The organism is Flavobacterium qiangtangense (assembly GCF_042658345.1).
Taxonomy (GTDB): Bacteria; Bacteroidota; Bacteroidia; order Flavobacteriales; family Flavobacteriaceae; genus Flavobacterium; species Flavobacterium qiangtangense.
Genome location: NZ_JBHSQB010000004.1, coordinates 151,362 through 167,000, shown reverse-complemented (window position 1 = coordinate 167,000; position 15,639 = coordinate 151,362). Strand labels below are relative to the sequence as shown.

The 15,639-nt window shown below is 35.2% G+C and carries 13 protein-coding genes; 11 read left to right on the top strand and 2 right to left on the bottom strand.

What is annotated here, in order from left to right:
- The first annotated feature begins 18 nt into the window (after window positions 1–18).
- From ACFPVY_RS03795 to ypfJ, 9 genes are all read left to right on the top strand, one after another.
- On the top strand, window positions 19–1,149 hold the full coding sequence (locus ACFPVY_RS03795) for a sensor protein KdpD (protein ID WP_379790424.1): 1,131 nt from the start codon (window positions 19–21) through the stop codon (window positions 1,147–1,149).
- A 19-nt stretch (window positions 1,150–1,168) separates the two neighbouring features.
- A complete protein-coding gene (locus tag ACFPVY_RS03790) occupies window positions 1,169–1,531 on the top strand; it encodes a four helix bundle protein (RefSeq protein ID WP_379790423.1) in 363 nt (120 codons plus the stop codon).
- A 10-nt stretch (window positions 1,532–1,541) separates the two neighbouring features.
- Window positions 1,542–3,287, top strand: a complete 1,746-nt coding sequence (locus tag ACFPVY_RS03785) for an ATP-binding protein (RefSeq protein WP_379790422.1) — start codon at window positions 1,542–1,544, stop codon at window positions 3,285–3,287.
- A 164-nt stretch (window positions 3,288–3,451) separates the two neighbouring features.
- The gene (panB, locus tag ACFPVY_RS03780; protein ID WP_379790421.1) at window positions 3,452–4,270 is read left to right on the top strand and encodes a 3-methyl-2-oxobutanoate hydroxymethyltransferase; all 819 of its coding nucleotides are present in this window, start codon (window positions 3,452–3,454) and stop codon (window positions 4,268–4,270) included.
- Between the two features lie 36 nt (window positions 4,271–4,306).
- On the top strand, window positions 4,307–4,996 hold the full coding sequence (locus tag ACFPVY_RS03775) for an RluA family pseudouridine synthase (protein WP_379790420.1): 690 nt from the start codon (window positions 4,307–4,309) through the stop codon (window positions 4,994–4,996).
- Window positions 4,997–5,077: 81 nt separating this feature from the next.
- The gene (locus ACFPVY_RS03770; RefSeq protein WP_379790419.1) at window positions 5,078–6,427 is read left to right on the top strand and encodes a hypothetical protein; all 1,350 of its coding nucleotides are present in this window, start codon (window positions 5,078–5,080) and stop codon (window positions 6,425–6,427) included.
- A 9-nt stretch (window positions 6,428–6,436) separates the two neighbouring features.
- The gene (locus ACFPVY_RS03765; protein ID WP_379790417.1) at window positions 6,437–7,762 is read left to right on the top strand and encodes an aldehyde dehydrogenase; all 1,326 of its coding nucleotides are present in this window, start codon (window positions 6,437–6,439) and stop codon (window positions 7,760–7,762) included.
- A 49-nt stretch (window positions 7,763–7,811) separates the two neighbouring features.
- On the top strand, window positions 7,812–8,606 hold the full coding sequence (locus tag ACFPVY_RS03760) for a DUF2189 domain-containing protein (protein WP_379790416.1): 795 nt from the start codon (window positions 7,812–7,814) through the stop codon (window positions 8,604–8,606).
- A 114-nt stretch (window positions 8,607–8,720) separates the two neighbouring features.
- Complete coding sequence (gene ypfJ, locus ACFPVY_RS03755) at window positions 8,721–9,578, top strand: KPN_02809 family neutral zinc metallopeptidase (RefSeq protein ID WP_379790415.1); 858 nt, start codon at window positions 8,721–8,723, stop codon at window positions 9,576–9,578.
- 33 nt (window positions 9,579–9,611) lie between these two features.
- Here ypfJ and ACFPVY_RS03750 read toward each other — a convergent pair whose 3' ends face one another.
- Together ACFPVY_RS03750 and ACFPVY_RS03745 are read right to left on the bottom strand one after the other, a co-directional pair.
- Entirely contained in the window at window positions 9,612–11,003 is a 1,392-nt protein-coding gene (locus ACFPVY_RS03750) for a hypothetical protein (protein WP_379790414.1), read from the bottom strand.
- A gap of 15 nt (window positions 11,004–11,018) precedes the next feature.
- Window positions 11,019–12,554 carry a YifB family Mg chelatase-like AAA ATPase gene (locus ACFPVY_RS03745; protein WP_379790413.1) on the bottom strand — a complete coding sequence of 512 codons (1,536 nt, stop codon included), beginning with the start codon at window positions 12,552–12,554 and terminating at the stop codon, window positions 11,019–11,021.
- A 234-nt stretch (window positions 12,555–12,788) separates the two neighbouring features.
- On the opposite strand from ACFPVY_RS03745, the gene ACFPVY_RS03740 reads away from it, so the two are divergent.
- The gene (locus ACFPVY_RS03740) at window positions 12,789–14,042 is read left to right on the top strand and encodes a cation:proton antiporter (protein WP_379790412.1); all 1,254 of its coding nucleotides are present in this window, start codon (window positions 12,789–12,791) and stop codon (window positions 14,040–14,042) included.
- 12 nt (window positions 14,043–14,054) lie between these two features.
- A complete protein-coding gene (locus ACFPVY_RS03735; RefSeq protein ID WP_379790411.1) occupies window positions 14,055–15,419 on the top strand; it encodes a CoA-disulfide reductase in 1,365 nt (454 codons plus the stop codon).
- Window positions 15,420–15,639 lie beyond the last annotated feature (220 nt).

Below are 15,639 nucleotides of genomic sequence, written 5' to 3'. Positions count from 1 at the left end.
TCTATAAAAAAGAAAATTTTGGACGGAAATAAAGAAGATAACGTACAGCATTTTTTAAACCTAATCCAGAAATCAAGAAAAGGAAAGTTTAAGGTCTACATCGGAATGAGCGCCGGTGTAGGCAAAACTTTTCGTATGCTTCAGGAAGCGCATTCGCTGTTGAAAAACGGAATCGACATTAAAATTGGTTTTATTGAAACGCACAACCGAGAAGAAACGCACGATTTGCTAGACGGCTTGCCGATAATTCCGCGTAGAAAATTATTTTACAAAGGAAAAGAATTGGAAGAAATGGACGTTCAGGCAATTATCAGTTTGCGTCCCGAAGTGGTGATTGTCGATGAATTGGCGCACACCAATATTGAAGGAAGCAAAAACGAAAAACGCTGGCAAGATGTGATGGAAATCTTGGAAGCGGGAATCAATGTTATCAGTGCAATAAACATCCAACACATTGAAAGTCTGAATGAAGAGGTAAAATTTATTACTGGAATTGAAGTAAAAGAGCGAATTCCTGATAGTGTTTTGGCGCAAGCCGATGAAGTTGTAAACATAGATTTAACTGCTGACGAATTGATTTCCAGATTAAAAGAAGGAAAAATTTATAAGGCAGATAAAATTGAAATGGCTTTGAAAAATTTTTTCAAAAGCGAACATATTCTGCAGTTGCGAGAATTGTCTTTAAAGGAAGTTGCAAGCCAAGTGGAGCGAAAAGTGGAAATTGAAGTTCCGAAAAATAAAAGCGCACGACACGAAAAATTTATGGCTTGCATCAGCAGTAATGAAAAAAACGCCAAGAAAGTCATCCGGAAAACGGCACGTCTTGCCAATTATTACAATAGCAGTAAATGGTATGTTTTATATGTTCAAATGCCTCAAGAAAGTGCTGATAAAATTGCGTTAGACAAACAACGCCACTTGATTAACAATTTTAAATTGGCCACAGAATTAGGTGCAGAAGTTATTAAAATTGAGCATACAAAAATTGCCAAAGCAATAATCGAACAAGCTGAAAACAAAGATATAACAACAGTTTGCATTGGAAAACCAAGAATGAATCTTTTCAAAATCATTCTTTCCACAAATGTTTTTAAGGAGTTATTAAACAAACTATCTTCGAGTGAAATTGATTTAATTATCTTAAGTTGATAGCATTAACTAAAATAAAATGATTAATAATACTAACATAAAAGAAATCTCCTTTAATTTTGCAGTAAAAGTTATAGGCGTTTACCAACATATTGCTGAAGTGAAAAAAGATTTTTTACTTTCAAAACAGCTGGTAAAAAGCGCTACTTCCATCGGAGCATGCATTAATGAAGCCGTTTTGGGGATATCAAATAAAGATTTCCTGCAACACATGAACGAGGCTTTGAGGGATTCTCAAGAGACAGAATACTGGCTGCGCCTTTTATACAAAACAAATTATTTGTCAGAAAAAGAATTTAAAAGTATCTATAATGAAAGCGTAGAATTGATAAAAATGCTTTCGTCGATTATTGAGAGTTCAAAATTAAAACCACAATTATAAAATATCAGTTTTGAAAATTAAAGCAAAATTAAGACTTGGAATTGGATTATTATTTTCCTTGATTGTAATTCTCGTGGCGCTCGCTGTGAGGCAAGTTCACGTGATTGCTGAAGACACGGAAAATATTCTTGTTGCCAATTACAACTCACTGGATTATTCTCGAAATATGCTGAAAGAACTCGATAAAATTGAGCTTGAGCAACAGAATTTCGACAGTTTTGATGCTTTTTTAAACTTCCAAAATAATAACATTACGGAAGTTGGCGAGAAAGAATTGACCCAAAATCTTTTGGAAGATGTGAAAATTTTTAAAGAAAATCCAGATAATAAAATTGCCAGAAATCAAATCAGAAATGATTTAAACGACATCATGAAACTCAATATGGATTCTATCCAAAGGAAAAGTATTGTGGCAAAAAATTCTGCAGAAAGCGGTATTTTTTGGATTTCTATCACGGGGCTGACTTGCTTTATCATTGCGTTTACTTTGCTTGTAAATCTTCCGAGTGATATTGCGAATCCGATTAAAGATTTAACTGAAAGTATTCGCCAAATTGCCGATAAAAATTATTCGCAACGTGTTAATTTTGAGACCAATGACGAGTTTGGAAATCTGGCCAAATCGTTTAATACGATGGCGCAAAAACTTCAAGAATACAGTGACAGCAATCTGGATAAATTGATGATGGAAAAAAAGCGTATTGAAACTTTAATCGATAACATGCGCGACCCAGCGATTGGTTTGGATGAAAACGAAAAGATTCTTTTTGCTAATGAAGAAGCGTTGAAAATTTCTGGACTAAAAGCTTCAGATATTATAGGAAAAAATGCCAGTGACGTCGCACTTTCTAATGATTTGGTTCGTTCCCTACTTCAACATCTGGTGCAAGGAAATACAGAAAAAAAGCAAGAAACACTTAAAATTTATGCTGATAATAAAGAGAGTTATTTCGAAAAACAAGTGATTCCCATAATCATTTTGCCAACAGGCGAAGAAGAAAAAAAAGAAATTGGTTCGTTTATAATTCTCAGAAATGTGACTGCTTACAAAGAGCTAGATTTTGCAAAAACCAATTTTATTGCTATGGTTTCCCATGAATTTAAAACGCCAATTGCTTCGATGAAAATGAGCTTGCAATTGCTTGAAAATAAAAATATTGGAAACTTAAATACCGAACAAAAACAGTTGGTTTTAAGCATAAAAGACGATGCAAAACGATTGCTTCGAACCACCGGAGAATTGCTGAATATTACGCAGGTTGAAACTGGAAAAACGCAACTAAAAATAGAAAATTTTGATGCAAAAGAAAGTATCTCAGAAGCACTTGAAGCTACAAAAATTTTAGCGGAACAAAAAAACATTTCTATTAAAGTAAAACTTCATAAAGAAATCCCTAAAATTTTGGCAGACAAGGAAAAAACAACCTGGGTAATTTCAAATTTAATCTCAAATGCAATCCGTTATTCTTATGAAAATTCATTTGTAGAAATTTCAGCTGAAGAAAAAATTGATTTCCTACAAATAAAAGTAAAAGACAGCGGAATGGGGATTTCTCCTCAATATAAAAACAAAATCTTCGACAAATATTTTAGAATTCCGGGTTCTGAAAAAGAAGGAACCGGCTTGGGATTAGCCATTAGCAAAGAATTTATAGAAGCGCAAGGAGGCTCAATTTCTGTGGAAAGTGATTTGGGTTTTGGAAGCGAATTTTCGATAAAACTTCCAATAAACGTTTTAGACATAACTAATTTTTAATCAATTGCTTATAATTTCACTTTTTAATAAACTGAAAAAATCTGATTTATGTGACAGCCGTAAATAAAGCAATTTGTACATTTACATCTTGTTTAAACGATTTTTTAAGACGCTCCCAATTTATGGGCCACTCTTACATCTAAAATCATAAACCTTAAATAAAGATGTCTGTAGCAAAAAAAGATTATAAAAGAATTACGACCAAGTCATTAATTGAAATGAAAGCCAACGGCGAAAAAATTTCAATGCTTACTTCCTATGATTACACAATGGCAAAAATTGTTGATACTGCTGGTGTTGACGTGATTTTAGTTGGTGATTCAGCTTCAAATGTAATGGCGGGGCACGAAACTACGTTGCCAATTACGTTAGACCAAATGATTTATCATGCGTCAAGCGTAGTTCGTGCGGTTTCAAGAGCTTTGGTGGTAGTCGATTTGCCTTTTGGAAGCTATCAATCTGACCCAAAAGAAGCCCTTCGTTCCTCTATCAGAATCATGAAAGAAAGTGGCGGACACGCAGTAAAATTAGAAGGCGGAAGCGAAATCAAAGATTCTATCAAGAAGATTTTAAACGCAGGAATTCCGGTTATGGGACATTTAGGTTTGACACCGCAATCTATTTATAAATTTGGAACTTACACTGTTAGAGCGAAAGAAGATGCCGAAGCTGAAAAATTAATTGAAGACGCGCAATTATTAGAAAGATTGGGATGTTTTGCAGTGGTTTTGGAGAAAATTCCAGCACATTTGGCCGAAAAAGTAGCCAAAAGTATTACGATTCCAGTAATTGGAATTGGAGCTGGCGGTGGCGTTGACGGACAAGTTTTGGTAATCCACGATATGCTTGGAATGAACAATGAATTCAGCCCAAGATTTTTAAGAAGATACATGGATTTATACGATGGAATGACGACAGCAATTGGTCAATATGTGACGGATGTAAAAAGCAGTGATTTCCCGAATGAGAAGGAGCAATATTAATCAAATTATAAATTTTGGCAATTTGATAACTTGATAATGAAAGTCATCTCAGATAAAAATAATCTTCAAGTTTTACACGAAGACAATCACATTATCGTGGTCAACAAGCGCGTTGGCGATATCGTGCAAGGCGATAAAACCGGCGACAAACCGTTGAGCGACGTGGTCAAAGAATATATAAAAGATAAATACAATAAACCCGGTGAAGTTTTTCTTGGCGTCGTACATCGTTTAGACAGGCCGACCACCGGGATTGTTGTTTTTGCTCGAACTTCAAAGGCTTTGACTCGTTTAAATGAATTGTTTAAGAATCGGGAAACCCAGAAAACCTATTGGGCTGTTGTCAAAAATAAACCTTCGGAAAAAGAGGCCAAACTCGTTCACTACTTAAAAAGAAACGAGAAAAATAATACTTCAAAAGCACATTTAAAAGAAGTTCCAGATAGCAAAGTGGCGAGTTTAGATTATAAAATAATCAAGGAACTCAACAATTATTTTGCTCTGGAAATCAATCTTCATACTGGAAGGCATCATCAAATTCGCGCCCAACTGTCAGCAATTGGTTCTCCGATAAAAGGCGATTTGAAATATGGTTTTGACCGAAGCAATCCTGACGGTGGCATTCATCTACACGCCAGAAAATTGGTTTTTGTGCATCCGGTTACAAAAGAGAATATCCAAATTATTGCCCCAGTTCCCGATGACGCAATTTGGAAAGCGGTGTGAAAACCGAACGGTAAAATTTTTACGTTAATTTAAGATAATTCAGTATTAAATTTCCTAAATTCATAGTAAAATTTACCACCAATGAAAAATATACTATTATTATCTTGTTTCCTGACTGGATTCGGAGCTTTGGCACAAGAACATTTTTCAGGAATTTCCACTTCCAGAAGAGGCGGACTTTTAAATGCGGGAATGAATCCTGCCGAGCTTTCAAATCTTCAGACAAAGTACGAAGTTTCGGTTTTGTCCGCGAGTTTTAATCTGTCGAGCAACCGATTAGGATTCAATGATTTGGTTGGAGGAAGTAATCTCGAAGACAAGCTTTTTGAAGGAAATAAAGATGTTGATTTGCGTTTTGACGGAGAAATTTACGGTCCGGGTTTCGCAATAAAAGTAGAAAAATGGGCATTTTCTTTTCAAACAAAAACTTACGCCAAAGTCAATTTTGCAGACGTTGACCCCACAATTGGTGATGCAGTAACGAACAGCGCGGTCAATGCTTTATTTGGTTCTTCGACAATTCAAAATAACAATAATCAGCGCGCAAACGGAACCGCTTGGGGCGAAGTTGGGCTTGGGATTTCACGGATTTTATATGAAGATGACGAGCATAAATTTAGTGCCGGCGTGAACTTAAAATTACTTTTCCCTGGTTCGTATGCCAATCTTGGTGCCGATAAATTTCGAGGAACAATAAATAATGATTTAGGTCAAGTCACTTTAACAAATGCGACTGCCAATTTAAACATCGCTTATTCGGGTGAATTGGCGCAAGATTTTACAGAATTTAATAATTATACGAGTTCATTATTTGGAGGTTTAAATGGATTTGCAACTGATTTCGGAGTAAATTATCAATGGAAAGATTTGATGGATACTGACAATAATAGCTATAAATTAAATGTCGGTTTGGCCGTAAGAAACATTGGAAGCATGACTTTTAAATCGAGTAACAATCGTGCAACGAATTATATTTTGAATGTTCCCGAAGGTGAATTTTTAGACCTAAATCAATTCCAAGATGTTTCAAGTTTAGAAGAAGTGGAACAGTTGCTTTTGGAAAGTGGTTATTTGAATTCGCTGCCTGTTAGCCGTGATTTTAAAGTAAAATTGCCTGCCGTTTTTTCAGCGTATGCCGATGTAAAAGTCATTCCTAATTTATATGTAACCGTTTTTGGACAGCGAAAATTGAGGGAAGATGATGCTAATGACCAAGTTACAACACAAAATGTGATTTCTGTCACACCAAGATATTCAACCAAAAAATTTGAAGTATATTCGCCATTGGCATCCAATGAAATTTCTGGTTTTACCGCTGGATTGGGCGTTGGTGTCGGTGGATTTTTCATCGGTTCTGGTTCCATTTTAACCGCTTTGGGCAATGGCGAACAGGCTGATATTTACTTAGGTTTTAGATTAGGATTGCAATAATTTTCAACTATGAACAACAACGAAATTAACGTAAGAAAAGAGAAATTAAAGAAGTTTCTGCACACAATTAATGAAAATGAAGAAGCCATAATCAAGGCTTTATCTGACGATTTTAAGAAACCTCCATTTGAAACTTTTTTGACAGAAATCAATGTGGTTCAAAGTGATTTGAAAGATGCCATCAAAAACATAAAATCTTGGGCAAAGCCAAAAAAAGTCAGGTCGTCTATTTTAAATTTTCCTTCTTCGGATTATATTTACAATGAACCTTACGGAAAAACTTTGGTGATTTCTCCGTGGAATTATCCGTTTCAATTGGCACTTTGTCCAGTAATTGCTTCGTATGCGATGGGAAATTCTGTCGTTTTAAAACCATCTGAATTAACTCCGAATACTTCTTCATTGATTTCAAAATTAATTCGAGAAACTTTTGACGTAAAAGAAATCGTAGCAGTTTTAGGCGATGCCGAAGTTTCAAAATCGTTGCTAGAAAAAAGATGGGATTACATTTTTTTCACCGGAAGCGTTTCGGTCGGAAAGGAAGTTGCTAAAGCTGCGGCTAAAAACCTGACTCCGATAACTTTAGAATTAGGCGGAAAAAATCCTTGCATAATCGACAAAAGTGCGAATCTTCAAATCGCAGCGAAAAGAATTGTTTGGGGTAAATTTTTAAATGCGGGACAAACTTGCATCGCTCCAGATTATTTATTGATTCACAGCAAAGTGAAAGCCAAATTTATTTCGTTATTGTTCAATGAAATTGAAAATGCGTATGGCGAAAAACCTGAACTTTCTCATGATTACACCAGAATTGTAAACAAAAATCACTGGATGCGTTTGGTCGATTTAATTGAAAATAATAAAGTGGTCGCTGGCGGAAACTATGAAGAAGAAAATCTCTACATCGCTCCCACTTTGATTGATGAACCGTCTTTGGAAAGTAAAATTATGAAGGATGAAATCTTTGGGCCATTGCTTCCGATGCTTTCCTTTGACACTGAAAATGATTTTAAAAAAGTAATTTCCCGATATGAAAAACCGCTTTCGTTATATGTTTTTTCAGACGATAAATCCTTTTCTGAAAAAATAATTCAGGATTTTTCTTTTGGCGGAGGTTGTGTAAATGACACAATTATACACTTTTCAAACAAACGATTGCCTTTCGGAGGTGTTGGAAATAGTGGAATTGGAGCGTACCACGGAAAGAAAAGTTATGAAACATTTTCACACCAAAAATCAGTTGTAAAAAAAGGAAACTGGTTTGACAATCCGGTTCGATACGCGCCTTATAAAAATAAATTGAAATGGATAAGAAAAATGCTGAAATGGTTTTAGTTAGACCTTTTTTATACTTAATTTTGCAGCATCAATTTCAAGAGATTAAATGAAGAATACGACCAAGCTAAAGCTGGAGGAAATCAAGAAAAACGGTTATAATTTAAATGTCGGTGACGTGCTGTCTGAGACTTTAAAAAATTACAAAAAAACAGTTTGGGTAAACGGTGCAGGATTTTTACTTTTTGCATTTGTTTTGGTCGGAATTACCATGGGTTTATCAGCAATTGTTTTTGGAGCTGATACTTTTTCAAACGCTTTTGGAGATTTTCAAATCGCTAATTTTTCTTTAGTCCAAGTTTTATTTTCGCTTTTAATCGCGGTGGTAATTGCAGCAATTATTTATCCGTTTTACGCTGGTCTTTTAAAAGTTTCACATCACGCTTCCACTCACAAAACCTACAGTTTTAGCACTGTTTTTGATTATTATAAAAGTGATTTGCTAAGACAATTGATTATTTCTGGCGTTTTAATTTCGTCTGCTTCGAGTCTAATTGTCACTTTGATAAAGTTTTCAGGATATATTTTTTTAGTGGAATTCATTACTTATTTTATCCAATTTCTTACTGTATTTACAATTCCATTTATCATTTTTGGAAAATTAAAAGCATTGGAAGCAATTGAAGCAAGTATTCTGATTGTTTCCCGAAACTTTTTTGCAATACTTCTGTTGATGATTATTTCGATCATCTTAACCGCGTTTGGATTGATTGCGCTGTTAATCGGAATCTTTTTTACACTTCCGATTATTTTTTCAATGCAATATATAATCTACAAAAAAGCTGTGGGAATCTATGATGACGACAGCATTGACGACATTGGAATCGATATCCAAAACCTTTAATATTTATCCGAGACTTTATTTCAATTGCAATAATTTAACATTTTTTCCTGTTTTGATTTGAAATTTATTTTTTGAATCTAAAAATTCCTTTTATTTGTATTAAAATTTACAAATATGAAATGGTCAGGCAGACGTCAAAGTGAAAATATGGAAGACCGCAGGGGAATCTCTGGCGGAAAAGTCGCCGTTGGTGGCGGTGTAATTGGAATCATCATTCTATTGGTGAATATGTTTGGTGGCGAAAGCGCTCAAAACTTGGCCCCAATTTTAGAACAGTTACAACAAGGGCAGTCTGCACCCACAGAACAGCGCGATTTAACTGCAAAAGAGAAAGAGGAAGGCGAATTTGTCAACGCACTTTTAGTTGACAACGAAGATGTTTGGACAAAAATTTTCAAAGAAAATGGCTGGAATTATGAAGCTCCAAAATTAGTTTTATTCAGTGGTCAAGTGCAAACGGCTTGTGGTGGTGCGAGTTCTGCTTCGGGTCCATTTTACTGCCCCGGAGATAAAAAAGTTTATATGGATATGACTTTTTTCGAAGAATTAAAATCTAAATTCGGTGCCAAAGGTGGCGATTTTGCCGTGGCTTATGTTGTGGCGCACGAAATTGGTCATCACGTTCAAACACTTTTAGGAACTTCGGCAAAAATGAGACAAATGCAACAAGGTTTAAGCGAGGCTGAAGCCAATAAACTTTCAGTTGCTTTAGAGTTACAAGCTGATTTTTATGCCGGCGTTTGGACACATTACAATGAAGAAATGAACCAAATCCTGGAACCAGGCGACATCGAAGAAGCATTGAGCGCAGCGAATGCAGTTGGCGATGACGCGATTCAAAACAAAATGCAAGGTCAGGTTGTTCCAGATTCATTCACACACGGAACTTCTGAACAGCGAATGTATTGGTTTAACAGAGGATTTAAATCTGGAGATATTAAGAAAGGTGATACTTTTGCAGCAATTAAATAAAAAAATCGGAACCCATTTGGTTCCGATTTTTTTTTATAAAGATTTATAAAATTCTGACTCCTTAAATGACTTTTCGTATTCTTTTTGCGAAGCGGGCATCATCGGAAAAAAGAAAATTTCTTTATCTCTAAAAGTAAAAGTACACGTGTAGTTTTTTCCTTTTTTAATTGTTTTCAACGCTTTATCAATGTCTTTCTTTAGCTTTTTCTTGTCTTCTTTTTCAGCTTTTAGATATTCATTGATCGTTTTTGTAGCCAATTCATGATTGCGCTGACTGTCGATTATAAGGCCTATTAAAAATCCATAAGCTTCATTATTTTTACCAAAATAATAGTTTGATTTTGCGATATCGTAAATAATTCTTTCAGCATCTTGGACAACCCCTGTCCCACTCGATTCTTCGTAAGGAAATTCAAATATTGATTTCTTATAGTATTCAATCGCATTTTCGTATTGTTCCTTTCCAAAATAAAAATCGGCCAGAGCATGCGCGGCTAAATGTTTGACATTAAAAACTTCTTCATTGTTAAATGGCTTAACATGTTTTTCGAGCTCCTTTTTTGAAATAGCAGAAGAAAGTAAAAATTTAAATTCTTCAACATAGTCTTTGATGTTATATCTTGTAATGGGTTCGTTCAATTTCTCGAAGCTTTGAATTAACAACTTATCCGATTTATAAGGCTCAATCGTTATTATTTCTGCTAGTCCATCTCTAATTTCGTCAGTTCTGACGTCGTGATAAAGCGGAAATTTATTTGATTCTGCTTTTTCAGAAGCAATCAATTTCAATCGTCTATCTTCAATATTTCCCATCGAATTTCCCGCATTAAAAATATCTTCTCCAGAAATCGAAATTTTAAAAGCATAAATAATAATTCGAGGATTTGGATAACTATCATACTGATTATCAATACTCACAATGTACATCCAATCTGAATTCCCGCGAACAAACGACAACGAAAGTGGTTCGTCAACAGCAATTTCTGTCTTGTTTTCAACATAATTGCCTTCCGCTTCAAACTCAGCAAGCATCATTTTTCGAAACAGATTTGTACTTCCAATTGTTTCAATTGTATGCAAATACTTTTGCACATAATCTTGAATATCAGCTTCTTTAGCATTCATTGCCGAAATATTTACCTTTTCATTATCATACGAAAATTTGGCTGGAGCTATTGTTGGCTTCTCATCTCCTTTTGAAATCACGAACGCAATTCCCACATTGTCTTTTGTGAAATCATCTTTGCTTAGTTTCACAGATTTATCAAATTTATTTTTTACAATTTTAAGGAATTTCAGTTCGTCAGTTTCCTTTGAATACGAATCAATTGCTGATTTAACAATAGCATCAATTTCTGAATAATTATTTTGCCCAAAACAAATGCTCGAAAAAATTAAAGCAAAAAGTGTAATTATTTTTTTCATAAGTAAAATTTTAAATTAACCCAGCCAACCATCACGATCCAAACTTCTATATTGAATTGCTTCTGCAATATGATGTGACAGCACATTTTCAGAGTTCTCTAAGTCAGCGATTGTTCGTGAAACTTTTAAAATTCGGTCATAAGCGCGCGCTGAAAGATTTAATCGTTCCATTGCAGATTTCAATAATTGTTTGGAATTTTCATCCAAAACACAAAACTCACGAATCTGTTTTGTATTCATTTGTGCGTTGTAATTCACTTTTTCATTCTCGGTAAAGCGAACTGTTTGAAGCTCTCGCGCTTGCGTTACGCGCTGTCTGATACTTGAACTGCTCTCCGCTTTTCTATCATCAGAAAGCTTCTCAAACGGAACGGGTGTTACTTCAATATGGATATCAATTCGGTCCAAAAGTGGTCCAGAAATCTTGCTTAAATAACGATTCATTTCATTTGGCGACGAAGTATTTGGACTTCCCGGATCATTAAAAAATCCACTCGGACTTGGATTCATACTCGCGACCAACATAAATGACGACGGATAAGTCACAGTGAATTTTGCCCTAGAAATCGTAACTTCGCGATCTTCCAGAGGTTGGCGCATCACTTCCAAAACTTCTCGTTTAAATTCTGGTAATTCATCCAAAAAAAGTACTCCGTTATGGGCCATAGAAATTTCGCCAGGTTGCGGATAACTTCCTCCTCCAACTAATGCTACATTTGAAATAGTGTGGTGAGGCGAACGAAAAGGTCGTTGATTCATCAAGCCCGCTTCTTTTATCTTTCCAACGACGCTATGAATTTTTGTAGTTTCCAAAGCTTCTCGCAATGTCATCGGTGGTAAAATACTCGGCAATCTTTTGGCAAGCATTGTTTTTCCTGCTCCAGGTGGACCGATCAAAATTAAATTGTGCCCTCCTGCGGCCGCAATTTCCATACATCTTTTTATAGATTCTTGACCTTTTACATCACTAAAATCATATTCAGGAAAATCTAAAGTCTTGTAAAATTCCTCTCTTGTATCAAAAATGGTGGGTTCAATTGTGCCTTTTCCTTCGAAAAAATCAATAATTTCTTGGACATTTTCAATTCCGTAAACGTCTAAACCAGAAACTATTGCTGCTTCTTTTACATTTTGCTTTGGCAGAAAAAAACCTTTAAAACCTTCTTCCTTTGCTTTGATTGCAATTGGCAAAGCGCCGCGAATGGGCTGTAAACTTCCATCTAGAGAAAGTTCGCCCATTATTATATATTTATCGACTTCTCCGGATTGAATTTGACCAGACGCCACCAGAATTCCCATTGCCAAAGTTAGATCATAAGCAGAACCTTCTTTTCTTAAATCGGCGGGTGCCATATTGATGGTAATTTTTTTTCCGGGAAGTTGATATCCGTTGTTTTTTAAGGCGGCCGCAATGCGATAACTGCTTTCTTTTATCGCGTTATCAGGAAGACCAACCAAGTGGTAGCCGATTCCTTTGTCAATATTTACTTCAACGGTTACGGTTGTTGCTTCAACCCCAAAAACTGCGCTTCCAAAGACTTTTACTAACATGGCTTGTAAATTTAGTTTTGTTAAAAATAATAAAAAATACGAACAAACAAAAGATTATTAAAACAATTGATTGTCGATGTTAAATTATCTCCTGTTTTTAAATTATCCCAAGTTAAAATAGACTGGTTGCACTTGATAACTTGATCATAAACATATTATAAAGTTCGTGTAAATGACGCTTGTCTTATCAATTTTATTTAAATTTAAGAAATACGAAAAAAATAAAATCTATAAATGACGTATTCAGACCTTTTCGATTTCAGCACTTACAACATTCATCTTTTGCTAATTGGAATCGTTGTACTTCTCGCAGCAACAATTCCTAATTTACTAAAAAACAAAAATATCTCAGAGCCAATTATTTATATTGCAATTGGTGTTTTAATTTTCCTTTTAGGAAATAATTATTCTTCCATTGCGCCCTTAAATAATGTGAAGGTCATCGAACAAATTACTGAGTTTGTGGTTATAATCGCTTTAACGAACGCCGGATTAAAAATTAAAAATCCGTTTTCTTGGAAGACTTGGAAATATTCTTTTTGGCTTTTGGCAATCGCAATGCCACTGACAATCGTCGCCTCGGCATTTGTAAGTTCTTGGATTTTAGGCTTTGCTCCTGCTACAGCAATTTTGTTCGGCTCGTTAATTTCACCAACTGATCCAGTTTTAGCAGCCGATTTACAAACAACAAAACCAAGCCAAAATGACATTTCAAAAACAAGATTAGCTTTAACTTCAGAAGCAGGAATCAACGATGGCCTCGCTTTTCCTTTCACTTACTTCGCGATTTTTTTGGCAACTCGAGGGGATCATTATTCAGAGTGGATTGGCGAATGGTTTTTAGTAGATTTTCTTTTAAAAACTATTATTGGAGTCGTCGTTGGCCTTACTTTGGGTTGGATTTTGTATAAAATCATTTTTCCGTTTACCTCAAAAAACCAACAGTCGAATATCACGCGTGGCATACTTTCTTTATCGCTGACATTAATTCCGTATGCCGTTACACAAATGCTTGGCGGTTATGGATTTATCGCTGTATTTTTAGCAGCAAGTGCTTTCAGCCATCGAGAAAAAGATGTGCAACACATGGATAATCTCCACGACTTTACCGAAGAAATTGAGCGTATTTTTGTGGCCTTGCTTTTTGTAATTTTAGGAATTTACCTTGGAGCCAACTTTCCAGAACTTTTAAATTATAAATTAATTTCAGTCGCATTGATCTTAATTTTAGTCATCAGACCAATTGCAGGATATTTGTCTTTATTGGGCAAAAAAATCAGCAGATTTGAGAAATTTGTCTTATCTTTTTATGGAATTAGAGGCGTCGGTTCCATATATTATTTAATGTTTGCTTTGGCGACCGTAAATTTCGCTGAATCAGAACAATTGATACAATTAACAGCCATAACAATCATACTTTCAGTATTGGTTCATGGCATTTCGGCTGCAACTATTCAACGAAAATTAGACAAATACGACGTAGATTAATACTAAAAAATTATGGAAAAATATAAATTGGTTATCATCGGAGGCGACGCAGCAGGAATGACCGCGGCGTCAAAAGTTCGTCGTGAAAATGAAAATTGCGAAATAATCGTCTTTGAAAAATCAGAATATGTTTCTTATTCCGCTTGTGGAATTCCTTATTTTATTTCAGGAAAAGTAACTTCTTCGGAAGAATTAATTGTCAGAACTCCCGAAGAATTTATCAAGAAATATAAAATTGATACCCGAATTTCCCACGAAGTTATTGAAATTGATACCGATAAAAATCAAGTTTTGGTTCATAAATCAGACGACAAAACTCAGTTTTGGGAATCGTATGACAAATTGTTGATTGCAACTGGAGGAAAAGCATATTGTCCGGATGTGGAAAATCGTGATGCTGATGGAATTTTTGGAATTTCAACTTTAAGAAGCGGTATAAAAGTCGATAATTTCATCAAAAATAAAAATCCTAAAAACGCTGTGATCGTTGGCGGAGGCTATATCGGCTTAGAAATGGCGGAAGCTTTGTTAATCAAAGGTTTGAAAGTTTCGCTTATCAATCGTTCCGAAGAAATCATGAACACTTTGGATCCAGATATGGGCGCGTTGGTGAATATGGCAATGAAAAATTTAGGCGTTAAAATTTATACTCAAGAAGAATTAAAAGGATTTACAGCTGATAAAAACGGAGTTACTTCGGTGGTTACGAATAAAAGAACTTTAAAAGCAGATTTGGTTATTTTAGGCATGGGAACCAGCCCAAATACTGCGTTTTTAAAAAATTCTAAAATTAAATTAGACGAAAAAGGTGCGGTAATTGTAGCAAAAACGCAACGCACAAATATCAGAAATGTTTGGTCCGCCGGAGATTGCGCAACGACAACGCATTTGGTTACCAAAAAACCATTTTACATCGCATTAGGAACTGTCGCAAATAAAACTGGGTTAGTTGCAGGAAAAAATATTGGTGGCGGAAAAGCCGTGTTTCCCGGCGTTGTGGGAACTGCCGTTTGCAAGATTTGCGTTTTTGAAGTAGCTCGAACGGGCTTATTGGAAAAGCAACTTCAAAAGTTAAATATAGATTATGTCGCAACGATGATCAAAACAAAATCACGCGCCGGATATTATCCAGATTCTAAAGATATCTACGTAAAATTAATTGCCGAAAAACGAACCGGAAGACTTCTCGGCGGACAAATTATCGGGGAAGAAGGCGCCGCGAAAAGAATCGACGTTTTGGCGACAGCACTAACATATAAATTGACTTTGCGAAATATTATCGATTTGGATTTATCGTATGCGCCTCCGTTTTCTCCAGTTTGGGATCCAGTTCAAACGGCTGCAAGAAAGCTGATTACACTTTTAAAAGAGAGTTGATTTTCAAATACTTAAACTATAAAAAATCTTATTTTTGTCAAAATTAATAGGATGCTTTTTCATTTTTTCGTAAATTTGCACCATCGAATAAATAAGGAAACTCCTTATTTTCTTATTGGCTATTTTCTGTAGCACCAAAATTTCCCTATTTCAGATGCATTGAAATAAATGTGGCTTTTTTAAAGTCGCACAGAAACTTGCGTTCGCTAAATTCAGAATT